The 18,878-nt window shown below is 65.3% G+C and carries 17 protein-coding genes; 8 read left to right on the plus strand and 9 right to left on the minus strand.

Annotated elements, in window-relative coordinates; translation table 11 throughout:
* Positions 1-42 precede the first annotated feature (42 nt).
* The 5 genes from BM118_RS20910 to BM118_RS20930 all read right to left on the minus strand — a co-directional run bounded on the left by BM118_RS20910 (position 43) and on the right by BM118_RS20930 (position 5,525).
* Positions 43-1,356, minus strand: coding sequence for an NAD(P)H-dependent oxidoreductase (locus tag BM118_RS20910; RefSeq protein WP_092187363.1), 1,314 nt, complete (start codon positions 1,354-1,356; stop codon positions 43-45).
* 163 nt (positions 1,357-1,519) lie between these two features.
* The gene (locus BM118_RS20915; protein ID WP_092187364.1) at positions 1,520-2,320 is read right to left on the minus strand and encodes a phytanoyl-CoA dioxygenase family protein; all 801 of its coding nucleotides are present in this window, start codon (positions 2,318-2,320) and stop codon (positions 1,520-1,522) included.
* A gap of 118 nt (positions 2,321-2,438) precedes the next feature.
* On the minus strand, positions 2,439-3,116 hold the full coding sequence (locus tag BM118_RS20920; protein WP_092187365.1) for a GntR family transcriptional regulator: 678 nt from the start codon (positions 3,114-3,116) through the stop codon (positions 2,439-2,441).
* Positions 3,117-3,309: 193 nt separating this feature from the next.
* On the minus strand, positions 3,310-4,566 hold the full coding sequence (locus BM118_RS20925; protein ID WP_092187366.1) for a M20/M25/M40 family metallo-hydrolase: 1,257 nt from the start codon (positions 4,564-4,566) through the stop codon (positions 3,310-3,312).
* Positions 4,567-4,655: 89 nt separating this feature from the next.
* Positions 4,656-5,525, minus strand: coding sequence for a sigma-70 family RNA polymerase sigma factor (locus BM118_RS20930; RefSeq protein WP_092187367.1), 870 nt, complete (start codon positions 5,523-5,525; stop codon positions 4,656-4,658).
* Between the two features lie 99 nt (positions 5,526-5,624).
* Between BM118_RS20930 and BM118_RS20935 the strand changes: the two genes are divergently transcribed.
* The gene (locus BM118_RS20935; RefSeq protein ID WP_092187584.1) at positions 5,625-6,080 is read left to right on the plus strand and encodes a carboxymuconolactone decarboxylase family protein; all 456 of its coding nucleotides are present in this window, start codon (positions 5,625-5,627) and stop codon (positions 6,078-6,080) included.
* Between the two features lie 182 nt (positions 6,081-6,262).
* Here the strand turns inward: BM118_RS20935 and BM118_RS20940 are convergent, their stop codons facing one another.
* Together BM118_RS20940 and BM118_RS20945 are read right to left on the minus strand one after the other, a co-directional pair.
* The gene (locus BM118_RS20940; RefSeq protein WP_092187368.1) at positions 6,263-7,075 is read right to left on the minus strand and encodes an alpha/beta fold hydrolase; all 813 of its coding nucleotides are present in this window, start codon (positions 7,073-7,075) and stop codon (positions 6,263-6,265) included.
* Between the two features lie 2 nt (positions 7,076-7,077).
* The gene (locus BM118_RS20945) at positions 7,078-7,896 is read right to left on the minus strand and encodes an alpha/beta fold hydrolase (RefSeq protein ID WP_092187369.1); all 819 of its coding nucleotides are present in this window, start codon (positions 7,894-7,896) and stop codon (positions 7,078-7,080) included.
* A gap of 138 nt (positions 7,897-8,034) precedes the next feature.
* Between BM118_RS20945 and BM118_RS20950 the strand changes: the two genes are divergently transcribed.
* Positions 8,035-8,577, plus strand: a complete 543-nt coding sequence (locus tag BM118_RS20950) for a methylated-DNA--[protein]-cysteine S-methyltransferase (protein ID WP_092187370.1) — start codon at positions 8,035-8,037, stop codon at positions 8,575-8,577.
* A gap of 127 nt (positions 8,578-8,704) precedes the next feature.
* Here BM118_RS20950 and BM118_RS20955 read toward each other — a convergent pair whose 3' ends face one another.
* Together BM118_RS20955 and BM118_RS20960 are read right to left on the minus strand one after the other, a co-directional pair.
* Positions 8,705-10,249, minus strand: coding sequence for an acyl-CoA synthetase (locus BM118_RS20955; RefSeq protein ID WP_177234509.1), 1,545 nt, complete (start codon positions 10,247-10,249; stop codon positions 8,705-8,707).
* Positions 10,250-10,426: 177 nt separating this feature from the next.
* Positions 10,427-11,599, minus strand: a complete 1,173-nt coding sequence (locus tag BM118_RS20960) for an acetyl-CoA C-acetyltransferase (RefSeq protein WP_092187372.1) — start codon at positions 11,597-11,599, stop codon at positions 10,427-10,429.
* Positions 11,600-11,757: 158 nt separating this feature from the next.
* On the opposite strand from BM118_RS20960, the gene BM118_RS20965 reads away from it, so the two are divergent.
* From BM118_RS20965 to BM118_RS20990, 6 genes are all read left to right on the plus strand, one after another.
* A complete protein-coding gene (locus BM118_RS20965) occupies positions 11,758-12,417 on the plus strand; it encodes a TetR family transcriptional regulator (RefSeq protein ID WP_177234510.1) in 660 nt (219 codons plus the stop codon).
* Positions 12,418-12,471: 54 nt separating this feature from the next.
* Entirely contained in the window at positions 12,472-13,230 is a 759-nt protein-coding gene (locus BM118_RS20970; RefSeq protein ID WP_092187373.1) for an SDR family NAD(P)-dependent oxidoreductase, read from the plus strand.
* 196 nt (positions 13,231-13,426) lie between these two features.
* Complete coding sequence (locus BM118_RS20975; protein WP_092187374.1) at positions 13,427-14,233, plus strand: enoyl-CoA hydratase/isomerase family protein; 807 nt, start codon at positions 13,427-13,429, stop codon at positions 14,231-14,233.
* A 42-nt stretch (positions 14,234-14,275) separates the two neighbouring features.
* The gene (locus BM118_RS20980) at positions 14,276-16,147 is read left to right on the plus strand and encodes an AMP-binding protein (protein WP_092187375.1); all 1,872 of its coding nucleotides are present in this window, start codon (positions 14,276-14,278) and stop codon (positions 16,145-16,147) included.
* A 97-nt stretch (positions 16,148-16,244) separates the two neighbouring features.
* Positions 16,245-17,372, plus strand: coding sequence for an acyl-CoA dehydrogenase family protein (locus BM118_RS20985; RefSeq protein WP_092187376.1), 1,128 nt, complete (start codon positions 16,245-16,247; stop codon positions 17,370-17,372).
* Between the two features lie 130 nt (positions 17,373-17,502).
* Positions 17,503-18,750, plus strand: a complete 1,248-nt coding sequence (locus BM118_RS20990) for an acyl-CoA dehydrogenase (protein ID WP_092187377.1) — start codon at positions 17,503-17,505, stop codon at positions 18,748-18,750.
* Positions 18,751-18,878: the final 128 nt, after the last annotated feature.

Here is an 18,878-nt window from a genome sequence, read left to right on the forward strand (position 1 = left end):
TGCAAAGCAAGCCCGCTTTGGTTGCGCTACCGGCGGAGCCGTTCAATGCTGCGCTGCGAAGGCGGCCTCCATGGCCTTGCGGATCTTCACCGTCTCGTTGTTGACGTCGAATTCGACGTCGCTCCAGCGCAAGATCTCGCCATGGGCGACGTCGTGCTTCAGCTTGAGTCGATGCGCCAGCCCGATCGGCAGCGCGCCGGCCTTGAGGCTCTCGGCCGCCGGCACCAGCTTGCCCCACACGGTGTAGCCGCCTTCGCCGTCCAGCATCTCACCGGCGCGCAGATTGCGTTTTGCCACCGCTGCGACGTCGCCGCGGAAGCCGTAGGGCTGGCCGGTCGGCTCGCCCCGCAACGCGGCCGACAGCACCGAGATGTTCAGCTCGAGCCCGATCAGGTGATAGGGCTTGTACATCGCAGCAAAGCGCCCGTTGGCGTCGGTCTTGAGGCCATACTGCTTGAAGCAGTCCGCGGCATAGTCGTTCGGGGCTTCCAGCACGACATAGACGCCCCAGCGCAGGTCGCGAAACACCGGCCGCCCGTCGCGTTCGAGCGAGGAGACGACTTCCACCACGCCGGAGCGCTCCAGCACGCCGCCGCGCGAGCGCGGCCGCATGATATGCGGCAGATCGTCGACGCCGCAGGGCGGAAACAGCAGTCCCTCCGCCGGCACGTCGAGGCCGCAGGCATTGGCGATCGCGGCCATCTCGATCGCCGATTTGGTGCCGTCGAGGAATGAGTTGAACATCTGCGGATTCATGCCGGCAGACTGCGCTTCGCCCGCGGTCAGGCCGTAATGCTGCCAGACGCCGTCCGGCGTCACGTCGTGATAGGCCGGCAGATATTTCGTGCCCTTGCCGGCGGCGACGACGCGAAAGCCGGTAGCGCGGGCCCAGTCGACCATCTCCGCCGTCAATGCCGGCTGGTCGCCATAGGCGAGCGAATAGACCACGCCCGCCTTGCGCGCTTCCTCGGCGAGCAGCGGGCCCGCCAGCACGTCCGCCTCGACATTCACCATCACGATATGCTTGCCCGCCGCGATCGCGGCGCGTGCGTGCCTGATGCCGACGGCCGGATTGCCGGTCGCTTCCACCACCACGTCCATTGCGCCGCCGGCAATCGCGCGTGCGCCGTCATCGGTGAAGACAGTCGCTGCGATGCGCGCCGTATCCCAGCCGACCGTGCGGCAGGCCTCGCGCGCCCGCTCGCGGTCGATGTCGACGATGATGGGCACCTCCAGCCCCGGCGTATGCGGCACCTGCGCCAGGAACATCGAGCCGAATTTGCCCGCGCCGATCAGCGCGACACGCACAGGCTTGCCGGCGGACGCACGGGCCTGGAGGAGGCGGAAGAGGTTCATGGGGTGTGTCCAGTACAACTATCGTGTCCCGGACGCGGTGCGGCGCGAAGTGCCGCTCCGCAGAGCCGGGACCCAGTGTGAGGGAATTCCGTGCGGCATGGGCCCCGGCTCTGCAGCGCATCGTCGAAGAGACGCTGCGCCGCGTCCGGGGCACGATACCTGTCTACTCCGCCGCCTGCCGCGGCGCACGTGCGAGCCGCAGCAGGGCGTCGTCGTCCACCGTCTTGATCGGCGCGAAATCGCGGTGGGCGATGTACTCGGGCCGCGTGGGGGTGCGGATGTAGTTCGAGACCGCGTTCAGCGTCAGGTACACGATCTTGCGCGGGTAGGGCGTGATGTTGCCGGCCGAGCCGTGCACGAGATTGCCGTGGAACATCAGCATGCCGCCGGGCTTGCCCGTTGGCGCGACGATGCCGCCCTGCTTGACGAGGCGCGTCACGGTGTCCTCATCCAGTGTCCACAGCGGGTAGGACGTGGTGGCAAGGTCATGCGAGGCTTCGAGATCGCCGGCGTTCTGGCTGCGCGGCACCAGCATCAGGGGGCCGTTGATCGGCATCACCTCGTCGAGGAAGATCGCGATGTTCATCGCGCGCGGCTCCGGCATGCCGTCGTCGCGCTTCCAGGTGCCGTAATCCTGGTGCCATTGCCAGACGTCGCCGGTGAAGGCCGATTTCGCATTGATCTTGAACTGGTGCATGTAGACAGGCTCGCCGAACAATTGCTCGACCGGGTCGATCATGCGCGGATGCGCGCCCAGGATGCGGAAGGCCTCGTTGTAGAGATGCGCGGCAAACGCCGTGCGCGGCGCGCCGCTCTTCTCGCGCCAGACCTCCGGCCGGTTGGCATCGTAAATGCCGACCGCCTCGCGAGCGAGCAGATCGACCTCCTCCTGGCTGAACAATTCGGGCAGGAACAGCCAGCCCTCGCGGTGGAAGAACTCCAATTGCTCCTGAGACAGTTTCATGGGCCGTTTCCTCCTGTTTTGATTTTTGTTCGTCGTTCCGGGGCGGTCCGCAGGACCGAACCCGGAACCTCGAGATTCCGGATCGCGCTTCGCGCGTCCGGAATGACGGCGCTTATTGCTACGCCGCCGCCTCGTCCGTCGCCCTCAATCTCTCCTCGGTCATCCGTCCCGCCGTCTGCGCATGCGCGAGTGCCGCCCGTTCGGCGGCATTCGCCTCGCCGGCGAGAATGTGTCCGGCGATCGTCGCATGCTCGGCCCAGGCGCTGCCGCGATAGTCGAGCTCCGACAGCACGGTCGCCATCGAGCGGCGCATATGCGGCCATTGCGGCGCGATCGTCTCCTCGATCACGGGATTGCCGGCGAGCTGGTAGATCGCACGATGAAAATCGACGTCGAGGGTGATGAGCTCGGCAAGCGACGTGTTGCGATCGATGCGGCGCCCGGCGGCGAGCGCCGCCTCGAGCCGCGCGCGTCCTGCCGCATCGCTTGCGGCGCGCATCGCGGCGAGCCTGGCGGCGAGTGCATCGAGGGCGCCGCGCACCTCGTAGAGCTGGCGAATGCGCGCGGGATCGAGCTGGGTGACCTCAAAGCCGCGCCGGCCGCTTTCGGCGACGAGGCCCTGCCGATGCAGCAGATGCAGCGCATGCGACACCGGCTGGCGCGACACGCCGAGCTTGTCGGCAAGCTCGTTCTGCCGGATGCGCTGGCCCGGCTGCAGCGTGCGATCGGAGATCGCCTCCAGGATGCGCGCATAGACCTGGTCGATCAGGTTCGGGAGCGGGTCGAGAGGGATCACGCCGGCGGCTCCGAAACAAGAGAAGGAATACGGAATTCCGTATTCGAAGCTACGCGGTATGGCAGAGGGCGTCAAGCGGTCCCGGGGGACGGTCGCCTCTAATTTTGGAGGTAGCCTAAGCCATTGATATCGCTAGGGCCGTCTACTGTGCATGGGGTTGTTTTCGCGAAAATGATTTGGCCCGGTTTGGCGCCTACTTTTTCTTGCCCTGCTCGATCAGCATCCGGCTCATCAGATAGAGCCGCGGCACGATCGAGTTGGTGTCGATGAATTCGTCGCGGGCGTGGTAGCCGAAGCCGGCGAGGCCGAAGCTCTCGACCACGACCGCCTTGCCGCTGCGGTTGGCGTAGCCGGCGTCGGTGGCCCCGCCGGTCATCTCGGCGATGTCGAGCTTGCGGTCGATCTCGGCATAGATCGCCTGGCCCATCTCGGCGAGTGCGCGGCCGCGATCGCTGGCGACGAAGGGCGGGCGACCCGGCGTGATCGTCACCGTCGTCTCGGTGTCGGGAACGAGCTTCTCTTTCAGCTTTGCGTCGAGCGCCGCCTGCAATTTGGCGACGCCGTCGGGGATGGTGAGGCGAATGTCGCCGCCGGCCTCGGCCTTCTCCGGGATCTGGTTGCGCACGGTGCCGGCCTGCGCGGTGGTCCAGTTGAGCTGCGTGCCGGGAATCGATTTGGCGACATCCCTGGTCTGCAGCAATTGGTGCCCGAGCTCGATCAGCGCATTGCGGCCGAGATCGGGGGCGGCACCCGCATGCGAGGCCCGGCCCTTCACTTCCATTTTCGCCGTCGCAGTGCCGCTGGCCCCGAGCAGCAGCCCGTCATTTTTGGCCACGGGCGCCGCCACCGTCGGCTCGCAGGAGAGCACGACGTCGTGCTGATCGGCGAGCTCAGCGATGATCTCGCCCGACCCGATCGAGCTGACCTCCTCATCCGGATTGAACGACACGGTGAGCGTCGCGTAGTCCTTCCAGCCGGCGTCCTTCAGGATCTTGAGTGCATGCAGCACCACGGCGATGCCGCCCTTGTCGTCGGCGATGCCGGGGCCATAGATGCGGTTGGCGTCGACACGGTACGGCTCGCTGCCGAGGATGCCGCGCTGATAGACCGTGTCCATAAGCGCGATCAGCATCAGCTTTCGCGTGCCTGAGCCCTGGAACGTCGCGATCACCATGTCGGCGCGCGTGCCCGCGGTGGTCTTGCGCCGCTCCGTGGTGGCGCCCAGCGCCTTCAGGCGGGCTTCCGTGAAGTCTGCCATCTTCTTCAGGCCTTCGGCGTCGCTGCTGCCGCTCTCGATCATCACCATGTCGCGCAAGGTCTCGATCAGCGGCGCCTTCTCCTGCTCTGCGGCGGCTTTCAGCTTCTCGTCGGCGGCGGCGAGCGCAGTCGTGGCGCCGGCGGCGAGGCTGAGCAGGGATAGTGCGAGCAGGGGAATGAGGCGGGATATCATGACTTGCGTCCTCTCGCGTCTTGAGCGCAGGCACCGCGCGCGATTGTGCGGAAAGCCTAGCATCCGGACAGGCGCGATGCCACGCCGGCCTAGCGCTCCAGCACCTCCACCTCGATCGCCGCGATCTCGTCTGCATCGGCCACCGCCTCGATCGCCGCGATCCGGTCGCCGCTGAAGGTCACGCGCAGCGCGATGCGCAATTGCCCGCCGAGGATGACCGCAACACCCATCTCGCCATCGACCAGCGCTGTGCGCGCGGCCTGGGCGCGGCCCTTGTAGAGCTGCGCGACCGCATCCGCGCCGCGGATCTCCGGCAGCGTACCGAGCCGCACCGCGGCCTCGTCGGCGCGAAAGACGACGTCGGGGTCGAGCACGGCAAGCAGCCCCTCGAAATTGCCTTCGCGCGAAGCTGCGAGGAAGGCATCGACGATCTTGCGTTGATGCGACAGGTCCGTCTCGGGCACCGGCGCACCCTGCACGCGCCGCCGCGCACGGCTGGCAAGCTGGCGCGAGGCATCGACGGAGCGCCCGACGATCGGCGCGATCTCCTCGAAGGGCACCGCGAACATGTCATGCAGCACGAAGGCGAGCCGCTCTGCCGGTTGCAAGGTTTCCAGCACGATCAGGAGTGCCGCACCGACGGAATCGGCCATCTCCGCGTCGCGCTCCCGCGTCTCGTCGACCGGCTCCGGCACATGCGGGCCCATCGGGTCCTCCCGGCGCGACTTCCGTGCGCGCAGCATGTCGAGACAGATGCGCGCGACCACGGTGGTCAGCCAGCCCCGCAAATTCGCGACATCGGACATATCGTAGCGGCTGACCCGCAGCCAGGCCTCCTGCACGGCATCGTCGACCTCGGCGCTGGAACCCAGCATCCGGTAGGCGACCGCGCGCAAATGGTCCCTGCTGGCCTCGAACTGTTGGCTGAGAAAATTGTCTTCAAAGTTTTTTTGGGTCATCGGTCACATTCCCTCATCGCGATCCGTCATGCCCATGACGAAGCCAATCCGGCCAATGTGACCGGAACCTTCGAAATTCGACAGATGGAGACGACAATGATGCACGCCCGCATGAATCACCCCGTCATGGTCCTGCCCGAGGCCATGAATGTCCTGCAATCTCTCGGCAATGTGACCAAACAGGGCCTGCCGGAAAAGCTCCTGGAACTGGTGCACCTGCGCGCCAGCCAGATCAATGGCTGCAGCGTCTGCGTCGACATGCACCCGAAGATCGCCCGCAAGGCTGGCGAGACCGACGAACGCCTGTTCGCCGTCTCGGCCTGGCGCGACACCCCCTATTTCACCGAAGCCGAGCGCGCCGCGCTGGCTCTGACCGAGGCGGTCACCCGTATCGCCGACCGTGAGGATCCGGTGCCCGACGCGATCTGGAACGAGGCCGCCAAGCATTTTGACGAGCGCGAACTCGCAACCCTGATCCTCTCGATCGCGACCATCAACGTCTGGAACCGCCTCAACGCGACGATCAAGATGCCGGTCGGCGTGTGGAAGGTGTGAAGGCTCTTCCTTCGCCTCTCCCCGCTTGCGGGGAGAGGCCGGAATTTGCATCGCAAATTCCGGGTGAGGGGGAGTCTCCCCGAGACTCGCTCTCACCGTCTGCGCGGAGGCTCCCCCTCACCCCACCCTCTCCCCGCAAGCGGGGCGAGGGGGATCAACGACGGTGCGTTCCTTACACTCGCCTACTCCGCCAGAAACCTGTTCACCACCTCGCCGAACTCCAGCGGCGCCTGCTCGAACATCCAGTGGCCGGCATTTTCGATCACCGCCGTCTTGGCTCCTGCGATGTGCTCCGCCAGCACGCGCCACATCACCGACAGGCTGCCGGTGGTGGCGCCGCCGCCGATCAGGAGCGTCGGCGTCCTGATCGCCTGCGCATCCGCGAGCGTATAGGGCCTGCGCTGCTCGTTGATCTGGCCGAGGAAGGTGATGGCGTTGTCGCGCAATTGCTGCTTCGCCGCCGCCGGCACGCGCCGCCACGAGCCGTCGCCTTCGATACCCTCGTAGAAGTTCTGCAGCGCGCCCTCGATGTCGCCGGCGCGGATCATCTCGACCGAGCGCGCCGTGCGCGTCGCCAGCGGCGGATGCGCGGGCGTGCCTTCAGGCGCCGGCAGGCTGGCGTCGAGATCGCCACCGGGCTCGGCCAGCACCAGCTTGCGCAACAGATCAGGCCGCGCCTGCGCCACACGAAAGGCGATGTGGCCGCCGCGCGAATGTCCCATCAGATCGACGGGTGCGGGCCTCACCTGCTCGATGAAGGCGATCATGTCAGAGACATGCTGCGCCATCTTGTAGTCGTCGCCGATGGCGTCCCAATGCTCGGGAAAGAAATGCCGCAGGCTGACCGAGATCACGCGATGGCTCTTCGACAGCGGGCCGAGCACCGAATACCAGGTGCGGAAATCCCCTAACGTGCCGTGCACGCAGACCAGCGGATCGCCTTCTCCGACCTCGAGATAGGCCATGTCGTAACCGTTGACGTGAAAGGTCTGCATGCTCAGCCCGCCAGAAAGTCCAGCACCACTTCGGAGTATTTTTGCGGCGCCTGCTCGAACATCGGATGCGTCGCGTTCGGGATGATCGCCGTCCTGGAATAAGGCACATGCGCGGCCAGCGCATGCAGCACCTTCGGCAGCAGGCCCTTGGTTCGCGCGCCCAGGATGAACAGCGTCGGCATTCTGATCTGCTCCGCATCCGCCTTCGAGAAGGGCGGGCGGTTATCGCGGACCTGGCCGATCAGCGTCATGGCGTTGTCGCGCAGGTTCTGCTTCACCATCGCCGGCAGCCGCGGCCAGGTGCCGGCGCCCTCCAGCGTGTCGACGAACACGGCGAGGCCGCCGTCGACGTCGCCGGCCGCGATCTTCGCCGCCGACGCCGTGAAGCGCGCCAGCAGCGGCGAGGGACCGCCGGCGTAATCGGGATCGAGGCTCGCATCGAGCTCGCCGCCGGGCTCGGCGAGGATCAGCCGCCGCAGCAGCTCCGGCCGCCGTTGCGCCACGCGGAAGCAGATGTGCCCGCCGCGGGAATGCCCCATCAGGTCGACCGGACCGAGGTCGAGTTTTTCGATGAAGGCGATGACGTCGTCGACGTGCTGGCCGATGGAATAGGTGTCGCCGTTGCCGTCCCACTGCTCGGGGAAGAAGTGCCGCAGGCTGACGGCAATCAGCCGGTGCCGTTGCGTCAGCGGCCCGAGCACGCAGCCCCAGATGCGGAAGTCCGAGAGCGAGCCATGCACGCAGACCAGCGGCGGGCCGCCTTTGGCTTCGCCCACGTCGAGATAGGGCATGTCGTATCCGTTGACGTGGAGGCTCTGCATTCTTGGCTCGCGAGAAGGGAAACGGAACTCCTGTGCAAGATTCCCGGAAACCGGGTGGATCGCAACTATTTCCAAGCCTAGATTTGGCCAGAGATCACATTGGGGGCATGCGACAAGGACGCAGCCAGGAACCAAGCCATGACCGACCAGCATTTTGCCCTGTTCGATACCCGGATCGGCCTCTGCGCCATCGCCTGGGGCCCGCGCGGCATCAACGGCACGCAGCTGCCGATGGGCGGCGAGCAGAAGATCCGCACCCGCATCAGCCAGCGCCACATCGATGCCAGTGAAGCCGAGCCGCCCGCCGAGGTGCAGCAGGCGATCGACCGGATCACAAATCTGCTCGCCGGCGAGCCGGATGACCTCACCGACATCCCGCTCGATCTCGACGGCGTGCCCGACTTCAACCGCGGCGTCTACGAGATCGCCCGTACCATCCCGCCCGGCAAGACCATCACCTATGGCGACATCGCCAAGCAGCTCGGCGGCGTCGAGCTGTCGCGCGATGTCGGCCAGGCGCTGGGCCGCAACCCGTGCCCGATCGTCGTGCCCTGCCATCGTGTACTGGCGGCCGGCAACAAGCCCGGCGGCTTCTCGGCCAACGGCGGCGTGGTGACGAAGCTGAAGATGCTCGAGATCGAAGGCGCGCTGGTGAACCACACACCGAGCCTGTTTGATTGAAGATGCCGTAACTTGCTCGGCGTCATGGCCGGGCTTGACCCGGCCATCCACGTCTTCCCTGCCGCACAAAGAACGTAGATGCCCGGGACAAGCCCGGGCATGACGGTGTTCGCAACGACTGCTCGGGCTAAATCTTCGCTGCCGTCTTCGGCCAGTACCGGTCGCGCAAATGCCGCTTCACCAGCTTGCCGGTTGGCGTGCGCGGCAGCTCGGCCTCGAAATCGATCGAGCGCGGGCACTTGATGGCGGAGAGGCGGCCCTTGCAGTAGGCGATCAGATCGGCCTCGAGCTCCTTGCCGGCGCGTTTGGGGTCGTGCGGCTGCACCACCGCCTTCACCTCCTCGCCCATCTCCTCGTTCGGCACGCCGAACACGGCGACGTCGGCGACCTCCGGGTGGGTGATGAGCACGTCCTCGGTCTCCTGCGGGTAGATGTTCACCCCGCCCGAGATGATCATGTAGGACTTGCGATCGGTGAGATAGAGAAAGCCGTCGTTGTCGAGATAGCCGACATCGCCGAGCGTCGACCAGCCCTTGGCGTTGTAGGCCTTCTTGGTCTTCTCGGGATCGTTGTGATAGGTGAAACCAGGCGCATCGGCGAAATAGACCGTGCCGATTTCGCCGGTCGGCTGCTCCTCGTCGTTCTCGTCGAGAATCCTGATCTTGCCGACCACGGCGCGACCGACGCTGCCGCGATGCTCCAGCCATTCTTTCGAATTGCACACGGTGACGCCGTTACCTTCCGAGCCGGCGTAATATTCGATCAGGATCGGTCCCCACCATTCGATCATTGCTGCCTTGACGTCGACCGGGCAGGGGGCGGCGGCGTGGATGGCGCCCTTGAGCGCCGAGACGTTGTACTTCGTGCGGACCTCGTCCGGCAGCTTCAGCATGCGCACGAACATGGTCGGCACGAGCTGCGATTGTGTGATCCTGTACTTCTCGACCAGCTTCAAGAACTCTTCGGCGTCAAAGCGCTCCATGATGATGGAGGTGCCGCCGAGCACGATCGCCATCATGTTGAAGCGCAGGGGAGCTGCGTGATAGAGCGGCGCGGGCGAGAGATACGTGCTCTCCGCGTTCATGCCGCACATGTCGGCGCAGAGCACGCGCAGGAAGGCGTTCGGCAGGTCGATCTTGTTGCCCTCGAACGCCTTCTTGATGCCCTTGGGCCGACCGGTGGTGCCGGACGAGTACAGCATGTCGTAGCCGGCGACCTCGTCGGCGATCGGTGTCGTCGGCTGTGCGATTGCTTCCTTGTCGTAGGAGCGGAATCCGGGCAGCGGCTCGTCGATCATGTAGAAGATCGGCTCGCCGGGCGTGCCCTTGATCAGGGCCTTGATCTGGTCGGCGCATTTCGGCGTGGTGATCACGACCTTGGCGCCGCAATCGGCGATGATGTAGTCGATCTCGTCCTGCTTCAGATAGCGGCTGATCGCGGTGTAATAGAGCCCGCTGCGCTGCGCGGCCCAGCAGATCTCCATGAAGGCGAGGCGGTTCTCCATCAACAGCGCGATGTGGTCGCCGGCCTTCAGGCCGAGCGAGCGGAACAGGTGTGCGCCCTGGTTCGAGAGCTCGTCGAGCTCGCGATAGGTGATCGCCTTGCCGGTGCCGGCCATCTGGTAGGCGATCTTGTTCGGCGTGGTGCGGGCGTGGATGGAGGGGTGGGTCATAAGTGTAGGTCCCAAGGCACACGAGATGTCGTCCCGGCGAAAGCCGGGACCCATAACCACAGGGCGTCGTTTGGCGGAGGTTCGTCGTTCGGTACTGCGACCAACCACAATCGATAGATTTCGCGGTATGGGTCCCGGCTTTCGCCGGGACGACACCGCTAGTGTGGCAGCAGCAGCTTACAGCCGCTCCACGATCGTCACATTGGCCATGCCGCCGCCTTCGCACATGGTCTGCAGGCCATAGCGCTTGCCACGTTGGTGCAGCGCGTGGACCAGCGTCGTCATCAGCTTGGTGCCGGAGCCGCCGAGCGGATGGCCGAGCGCGATGGCGCCGCCGTTGACGTTGAGCCGCTCCGGATCGGCGCCGGTGGATTTCAGCCAGGCGGTCGGCACCGAGGCGAAGGCCTCGTTGACCTCGAACAGGTCGATGTCGCCGATCGTCATGCCGGCCTTCTCCAGCGCGCGCTTGGTGGCGTGCAGCGGCGCATCCAGCATGATTACGGGATCGCCGCCCATCATGGTCATGTGATGGACGCGCGCGAGCGGCTTGACGCCGAGCTGCTTCAACCCGCGCTCGTTCACCACCATGACGCCGGAGGCGCCGTCGCAGATCTGGCTGGCGCTGGCCGCGGAGAGCTTGCCGTTCTCGGCGATCAGCTTGACGCCCTTGATGCCGTCGAGCGTGGCATCGAAGCGGATGCCCTCGTCGATGTGGTGGGTATCCTTGCTGCCGTCGGCGCGGGTGATCTCGAGCGGCATGATCTCCTTCTTGAAGTGACCGGCTTGCGTCGCCGCGATCGCGCGCTGATGGCTGTTGTAGGAATATTCGTCGAGCTCATCCTTGGAGAGGCCGTACTTCTCGGCCATCATCTCCGCGCCGGTGAACTGGCTGAACACGATGTGGGGGTACCTCGCTTCGATGCCCGGGCTCTTGTAATTGCCGAAGCCGTTCTTGGCCGGGAGTTGCGAGGACAGGCCCATCGGCACGCGCGTCATCGATTCCACGCCGGCGGCGATCACGACGTCCATCGCGCCGGACATCACGGCCTGGGCCGCGAAGTGCAGCGCCTGCTGCGAGGAGCCGCACTGGCGGTCGATCGAGGTGCCCGGCACGCTTTCCGGCAGCTTCGAGGCCATGATCGCATTGCGCGCGACGTTGTTGGACTGTTCGCCAACCTGCATCACGCAGCCCATGATCACGTCCTCGACCAGGGCCGGATCGACCTTGGTACGATCGACCAGCTCGTTCAGCACCTTGGCGGCGAGATCGGCCGGATGCCAGCCGGCGAGGCGGCCCCCCTTGCGCCCGCCGGCGGTACGCGCGGCGGCGACGATGTAAGCCTCGGCCATTTCGGTTTCTCCCTGAATTTTTCTGGATCGGGTTGGGTTGTCGGGGGCGGATTAAAAGGGCGCGACATCATTTAGTCAATCGATCAATTAACTCTTGTGATGAGACGCTGCTTGGGCTTATCTGCGCCCCGCTTCAAGCGGCGAGAACAGGGATCTCCGTGGCTACCAGCGTACCTAACAGGCCCCCCAGCGGAAAGAATTCCACGGCAGAGAAATTGCTCGTGGCCGCGAGCGAGCTGATGATCGAACGTTCCTCGATCGAGATTTCGCTCTCCGACATCGCCCAGAAGTCGGGCGCCAACGCCGCGCTGGTCAAATATCACTTCGGTAACAAGGACGGCCTGCTGTTGGCGCTGCTCGAGCGCGACGCGGGGACGGAGCTTTCCAACCTCGAATATCTGCTGGCCCAGCCGATCACGCCGACCGCGAAGCTGAAGTTGCATATCGGCGGCATCATTCGCGCCTATCACCGGTTCCCCTATATGAACCGGCTGATCCACTATCTCCTGCACGAAACCAATGCGGGCTCCGCCGACGAAGTCTCGAAATTCTTCGTCGCGCCGCTGCTGGATTTTCATCGCCGCCTGCTCGCCGAAGGCGTCGGCCGCGGCGAATTCCGCCAGACCGATCCGGTGCTGTTCTACACCAGCCTGATCGGTGCCTGCGATCATCTGTTCTTCGGCCGGCACGCGATGTCCCGCGCGACCGGCGTCGGCCCGGTCACCGATGAAGTCTGCCGGCAATACATCAAGCACATGGAAACGCTGATCTGCGGCGGCATCCTCACGCAAGCCGAGGAAGCTGCCGCGGCCGGATGATCCGGCCGAACTCGTCAAGTCCAGAGAAGAAACGCCCAAGGAAAGGTATTTGCGATGCAGCTGAAAGACGTAGCCGTTCTCATCACCGGCGGTGGTTCGGGCCTTGGTGCCGCGACCGCCCGCGCCATGGCCGCCAAGGGCGCCAGGATCGGCGTGATCGACCAGAGCAAGGAAAACGCCGAGAAGGTCGCGGCCGAAGTGAAGGGCGTCGCGCTTCATGCCGACGTCACCAGCGAGGAGCAGATCAAGGCGGCGATCGCGAAGGCGGAAGCCGCGCATGGCGTCGCCCGCGTGCTGATGAACTGTGCCGGCATCGGCGGCTCGCAGCGCATCGTCGGCCGCGACGGCGTCTATCCGCTGGAGAAGTTCGCGCGCATCATCAATGTCAACCTGATCGGCACCTTCAACTGCCTGCGGTTGTTCGCCGAGCGCCTCGTCACGATCGAGCCGATTGGGGAAGAGCGCGGCGTCATCATCAACACGGCGTCGGTCGCGGCCTATGAAGGTCAGATCGGCCAGATCGCCTATGCGGCTTCGAAGGGCGGCGTCGTCGGCCTCACGCTGCCGGCCGCGCGCGATTTCGCGAGCCAGAAGATCCGCGTCAATACGATCGCGCCCGGCCTGTTCCTGACGCCGCTGCTGATGGGCCTGAACGAGGAGGCCCGCAAGAGCCTTGGCGCCCAGGTGCCGCATCCCGCGCGGCTCGGCGACGCCAACGAATACGGCATGCTCGCGGTGCACATCGTCGAGAACCCGATGCTGAACGGCGAGACCATCCGCCTCGACGGCGCGATCCGCATGGCGCCGCGGTAAAGCTCTCTTCCCTTCTCCCCCTGTGGGAGAAGGTGGCGCGCGCAGCGCGACGGATGAGGGGTTCTCTCCGCGATCTCACCTGTGGAGGCAGACCCCTCACCCGAGCGAATGCGCGGCGAGCGACATACATGCCCTCTCCCACAAGGGGAGAGGGCGCAGTAATCGGCACCATCGTTGCGGATGAAGGAAGTCGCGCATGTCCCAACCGCTGCTGATCGAGCACAACGACGGCGTTGACCGGGTGACGCTGAATCGTCCCGACAGCCTCAACGCGCTCGATCCTGCGCTGATCGACGCGCTCAACACCTACTTCCAGGGCCTCCAGCGCAATCGCGACACGCGCGTCGTGGTGCTGAAAGGCGCCGGCAAGAATTTCTGCGCGGGCCTTGATCTCAAGAGCGCGATGGCCCGCCGCGCCGGGCAGCAGGAGCCGCCCGGCGTCACCGAATCCCTGGACTCGCAGCGGCGCATCGCCGACATCGTGATGCTGATGCGGCGCTGTCCACAGCCGATCCTGGCGCTGGTGCAGGGCGCGGCGGCCGGCGGCGGCTTTGCGCTGGCGCTTGCGGCCGACATCCGCATCGCGACGAAGTCGGCGCGGATGAACTGCGCCTTCATCAAGCTCGGCCTTGGCGGCTGCGACATCGGCACCAGCTATTTTCTGCCGCGCCTCGTCGGTGTCTCCGTCGCCTCCGAGCTGATCCTCACGGGGCGCTTCATCGGTGCCGAGCGGGCGCTCGCGGTCGGTCTCGTCTCCGAGGTCGTCGACGAAGACAAGCTCGATGACGCGGCCGAGCCTTACATCGATGCGATGATCACGGCCTCGCCGGTAGGTCTGCGCCTCTCGAAAGAGTGCCTAAACATGAGCGTCGATGCCGGATCGCTGGAAGCTGTTATCGCGATGGAAGACCGCAATCAGGTCCTGTGCAGCCGCTCCGAGGAATTTTCGGAAGGCATCAGGGCCTTCCTTGAGAAGCGAAAGCCTGTCTATATCAGGCGCTAACGACGAAGATCCGCAAAGGACAGTAATTCCGGGAGACGCAAAATGAGTGGTAGCGCGGCGGCGGTGATGACGAAGCCCGCCTTTCGCAAGGTCGAGTGGCTGGCACGCGACATCGACGTCGAGCGCCGCGGCGACGGCACGGTGGTGCTGAAGTCGCACATTCCGTTGCAATCTTACGAGAAGCACATCCCGGCCTCGCTCGCCAAATGGGCGAAGGAAGCACCCGAGCGCATCTGGCTCGCCCAGCGCGGCGGCCCGAACCGCGAATGGCGGAAGGTCTCGTACGGCGAAGCCAAGCGCACCGTGGATGCGCTGACGCAAGGCTTGCTCAATCTCGGTCTCGATGGCCACCCGGTCGCGATTCTCTCCGGCAATTCGATCGAGCATGCGCTGATGACGCAGGCCGCGATGCAGGCGCGCGTTCCGGCGGCTCCCGTGTCGCCGGCCTACTCGTTGATGAGTCATGATCACGTCAAGCTGAAATACCTGTTCGACCTGATCAAGCCGGCCGTGGTGATGGTGCAGGACGGGCCGACCTTCGAGAAGGCACTCAAAGCGCTCGATCTCACCGGCGTCACCGTGGTCCACGTCTTGCGTCCCTGCGACGGCATCGAGAGCGTCAGCTTTGCCGAGCTTGCGGCAACGCCGGTGACCGCCGCTGTCGCGGAGTCGATTGCCAAGATCACGCCCGACACCGTCGGCAAGCTGCTCTTCACCTCCGGTTCGACCGGCATGCCAAAAGCCGTCATCAACACGCAACGCATGATGTGCGCCAATGCCGCGATGATGATGCAGGTGCGGCCGCGCGACCCGGGCGGTCCGATCTCGACCATGCTGGACTGGATGCCGTGGAACCACACGATGGGCGGCAATGCGGCGTTCCATCCCATCCTGGTCGACGGCGGCACGCTCTATATCGACGACGGCCGGCCGATGCCGGGCCAGTTCGAGGAGACGCTGCGCAATCTGCGCGAGATCTCGCCGACCTATTACGCCAATGTGCCCGCCGGCTACGCCGCGCTCGCCGCCGCGATGGAGAAGGACGATGCGCTGTGCCGCTCCTTCTTCAAGAACCTGTCGATCATGGCCTATGGCGGCGCGCGGCTGCCTGACGATCTCTACGACCGCATGCAGGCCCTCGCGGTGAAGACCACCGGCGAGCGCATCGTGTTCTACACCGGTTGGGGCTCGACCGAGACCGCGCCGACCTCGACCGGCACCTATTGGGACACCGAGCGTGTCGGCCTGATCGGCCTGCCGTTCCCCGGCGTCGAATTGAAGATGGTGCCGTGCGGCTCGAAATACGAGCTGCGCCTGCGCGGCGTCAACGTCACGCCCGGCTATTTCGGCCAGCCGGAGCTGTCCAGGAAGATGTTCGACGAGGAAGGCTTCTACTGCATCGGCGACGCCGGCATCTTCGTCGACGACGCCGATCCGGTGAAGGGCATCATCTTCGCGGGGCGCGTCGTCGAAGACTTCAAGCTGACCACCGGCACGTTCGTCCATGTCGGCTCGCTCCGCACCGACGCCATCGCAGCAGCAACGCCCGTCGTGCATGACGCGCTGATCGCGGGGCAGGATCGCGCCTTCATCGGCCTGCTCGGCTGGCCGAACCTGCATGCCTGCCGCCAGCTTGTCGGCAATCCCGATCTCGGCTTTGAGCAGGCCGTGAAACATCCCGAGGTGATCGCCTGCTTCAGGCGCGGTCTAGAAGCGCACAACAGGGAGTGCGAAGGCGCCAGCAGCCGCATCATCGCGCGCGCCATGCTGATGGTCGAGCCGCCCTCGATCGACGGTAATGAGCTGACCGACAAGGGCTACATCAACCAGCGCGCCGGCCTGGAGCGTCGAGCTGTGCTGGTGGAACGGCTCTATGCGGACAAACCGGCTCAGGATGTGATCGTGCTGCGATGAAGCACTCCTCTCTCCATCGTCATTCCGGGCTCGCGACTTCGTCGCGCCCCGGAATGACGGCATCAATTCAAGCGACACAATAAGAAGGCAAGCCGCCATGAACTTCGACTTCTCCGACGACCAGAAGCAGCTCCGCGACCAGGCGCGCAAATTCCTCACCGAAAAATGCTCGCCCAAGGCGGTGCGCGTCGTGCTCGACGGCAAGGCACCCTACGACAAGGAACTCTGGAAGGGCCTCGCCGAGATGGGTTTTCTCGGCGTCGCAATCCCCGAGGAATTCGGCGGCGCGGGCGCCGGCCATCTCGAGCTTTGCGTGATTGCGGAAGAGATGGGCCGGGCCAACGCGCCGGTGCCGTTCTCCTCGACCGTTTATCTTGCCGCCGAAGCGCTGCTGATCGCCGGCAGCGACGCGCAGAAGAAGAAGTGGCTGCCGGCGATTGCCTCGGGCGAGGCGATCGGGACGCTGGCGCTGTTCGAGGGCAAGGGCAATCCGTCGCCGAAGGCCATCAAGCTGACTGCTGCGAATGGCGTGCTCAACGGCGTCAAGAAGCCTGTGGCCGATGGCGCGATCGCCGACTTCGCCGTCGTTGCAGCGCGTACGGGGTCGAGTGGGCGTGAGAGCGACATCTCGCTGTTCCTGGTCGATCTCAAGGGCGGCGGCGTCGAGGTGAAAAGCCTGACCAACCTTGATCCGACTCGTGGCCAGGCGGAGATCACTTTCAAGGACTGCAAGGCCGAGCCGCTGGGCGCGGCCGGCGAGGGCTGGAGCATCCTCACCCAGGTGCTCGACCGTGCCGCCGTGCTGTGCGCCTTCGAGCAGGTTGGCGGCTCCGACCGCGCGCTGGAGATGGGCCGCGACTACGCGCTCGACCGCATCGCCTTCGGCCGCCAGATCGGCTCGTTCCAGGCGGTGAAGCACATGCTCGCCGACATGTACGTCTCGGCGACGCTGGCGCGCTCCAACAGCTATTACGGCGCTTGGGCGCTTTCGACCAACGCATCCGAATTGCCGGAAGCCGCCGCCGCCGCGCGCATCAGCGCAACGCAGGCGTTCCAGCACTGCGCCAAGAACAATATCCAGGTGCACGGCGGCATGGGTTTCACCTGGGAGTTCGACTGCCACATGTACTACCGCCGGGCGAACGCGATGGCGCTGGCCCTCGGCAGCCTGTCCTATTGGGAAGATCAGTTGATCGACCGCATGCGGAAGAAGAACGCGGCTTGATAATGATCGTGTCCCGGACGCGGCGCGAAGCGCCGCAGAGCCGGGACCCAGGGGCCGCAATGGACCCCGGATCTGCAGCGCATCACTTCGTGCTGCGCAGCGTCCGGGGAACGAACCGAGAGACAAGACCATGAACTTCGACGACACCCCGCAGGAAGCCGAATTCCGCAGCCTGGCTCGCGGCTGGATCGCGGCGAACGCACCCAGGCAGTACGAGGATGAGCTGCGAAAATCCTCGCTGGGCCGCACCCAGCTCAAGAACGCTGACATCCTCGAGGTCGCCAAGGCCTGGCAGAAGAAGAAGGCCGACGCCGGCTGGGCCTGCCTGCACTGGCCGAAGGAGTATGGCGGCCGCGGTGCCTCGCCGATCGAGCGCGTGATCTGGCAGCAGGAAGAGGGCCCGTTCGGCCAGCTGTCCCGCATGTTCATCATCGGCCACGGCATGTGCGGGCCGACCATGATGGCGTTCGCGCGCGAAGAACATAAGCGCACCTATCTGCCGCCGCTCGCTTCCGGCGAAAAAGTCTGGTGCCAGCTGTTCTCCGAGCCCGCCGGCGGCTCGGATGTCGCTGGGTTGCGAACCCGCGCGGAAAAGGATGGCGACGACTGGATCATCAACGGCCAGAAGATCTGGACGTCGGGCGCGCATTATTCCGACTACGGCATCCTGCTCACCCGCACCGATCCGACCGTGCCCAAGCACAAGGGTCTCACCATGTTCTTCCTGGACATGAAGAGCCCGGGCGTCGAGGTGCGGCCGATCAAGCAGGCGAGCGGTGCTTCCGACTTCAACGAGGTCTATTTCACCAACGTGCGTATCCCCGACCATCAGCGTCTCGGCGAGGTCGGTGACGGCTGGAACGTCTCGCTGACCACGCTGATGAACGAGCGCAGCGCGATCGGCGCGGCCGTTTCGACCGGTTTCCCGGAGTTGTTCGAGTATTGCTCCAGCCTGATGCTCGACGACGGCCCGGCGATCGAGGATCGCGCGGTACGCTCGAAGCTGGCGAACTGGGCGGTGAAGGCGAGCGGGCTGAAGTACACCAGCATGCGCGCGATCTCGGCGTTGTCGAGGGGCGAGCGGCCGGGGCCGGAAAATTCGATCGGCAAGCTCGTTGCCGGATCGATGATCCAGGACGTTGCGACCTACGCGCTGGACTTGCAGGGCGCGAGCGGCGTCATCAGCGGCCCCGAGGATGCCGAACTCGCCGGCCGTTTCCAGGCCATGCTGCTGCGTGCGCCGGGCACCCGTGTCGAAGGCGGCACCGACGAGATCATGCGCAACATCATCGCCGAGCGGGTGCTGGGCCTGCCCGGCGACATCCGCGTCGACAAGGACGTGCCGTTCAACAAGATCCCGACGAAGGGAAGGAATTAGCCGTCATTCCGGGGCGGCTCGAAGAGCCGAACTACGATGTGCAATTGCACATCTGAGAATCTCGAGATGCGTAAGTAACCTCTGGATTCCGGGTTCGCGCGTTGCGCGCCCCGGAATGACTAGGAAAA

The sequence above is a fragment of the Bradyrhizobium sp. cf659 genome, from assembly GCF_900113725.1.
Taxonomy (GTDB): Bacteria; Pseudomonadota; Alphaproteobacteria; order Rhizobiales; family Xanthobacteraceae; genus Bradyrhizobium.

Excerpts from the sequence above, each read along its gene's own strand:
- BM118_RS20975 (WP_092187374.1), top strand. The coding sequence starts at position 13,427 with ATGTCCCAACCGCTGCTGATCGAGCACAACGACGGCGTTGACCGGGTG.
- BM118_RS20935 (WP_092187584.1), top strand. The coding sequence starts at position 5,625 with ATGCACGCCCGCATGAATCACCCCGTCATGGTCCTGCCCGAGGCCATG.
- BM118_RS20910 (WP_092187363.1), bottom strand. The coding sequence starts at position 1,356 with ATGAACCTCTTCCGCCTCCTCCAGGCCCGTGCGTCCGCCGGCAAGCCT.
- BM118_RS20950 (WP_092187370.1), top strand. The coding sequence starts at position 8,035 with ATGACCGACCAGCATTTTGCCCTGTTCGATACCCGGATCGGCCTCTGC.
- BM118_RS20955 (WP_177234509.1), bottom strand. The coding sequence starts at position 10,249 with ATGACCCACCCCTCCATCCACGCCCGCACCACGCCGAACAAGATCGCC.
- BM118_RS20940 (WP_092187368.1), bottom strand. The coding sequence starts at position 7,075 with ATGCAGACCTTTCACGTCAACGGTTACGACATGGCCTATCTCGAGGTC.
- BM118_RS20980 (WP_092187375.1), top strand. The coding sequence starts at position 14,276 with ATGAGTGGTAGCGCGGCGGCGGTGATGACGAAGCCCGCCTTTCGCAAG.
- BM118_RS20915 (WP_092187364.1), bottom strand. The coding sequence starts at position 2,320 with ATGAAACTGTCTCAGGAGCAATTGGAGTTCTTCCACCGCGAGGGCTGG.
- BM118_RS20960 (WP_092187372.1), bottom strand. The coding sequence starts at position 11,599 with ATGGCCGAGGCTTACATCGTCGCCGCCGCGCGTACCGCCGGCGGGCGC.
- BM118_RS20945 (WP_092187369.1), bottom strand. The coding sequence starts at position 7,896 with ATGCAGAGCCTCCACGTCAACGGATACGACATGCCCTATCTCGACGTG.
- BM118_RS20985 (WP_092187376.1), top strand. The coding sequence starts at position 16,245 with ATGAACTTCGACTTCTCCGACGACCAGAAGCAGCTCCGCGACCAGGCG.
- BM118_RS20930 (WP_092187367.1), bottom strand. The coding sequence starts at position 5,525 with ATGACCCAAAAAAACTTTGAAGACAATTTTCTCAGCCAACAGTTCGAG.
- BM118_RS20990 (WP_092187377.1), top strand. The coding sequence starts at position 17,503 with ATGAACTTCGACGACACCCCGCAGGAAGCCGAATTCCGCAGCCTGGCT.
- BM118_RS20970 (WP_092187373.1), top strand. The coding sequence starts at position 12,472 with ATGCAGCTGAAAGACGTAGCCGTTCTCATCACCGGCGGTGGTTCGGGC.
- BM118_RS20925 (WP_092187366.1), bottom strand. The coding sequence starts at position 4,566 with ATGATATCCCGCCTCATTCCCCTGCTCGCACTATCCCTGCTCAGCCTC.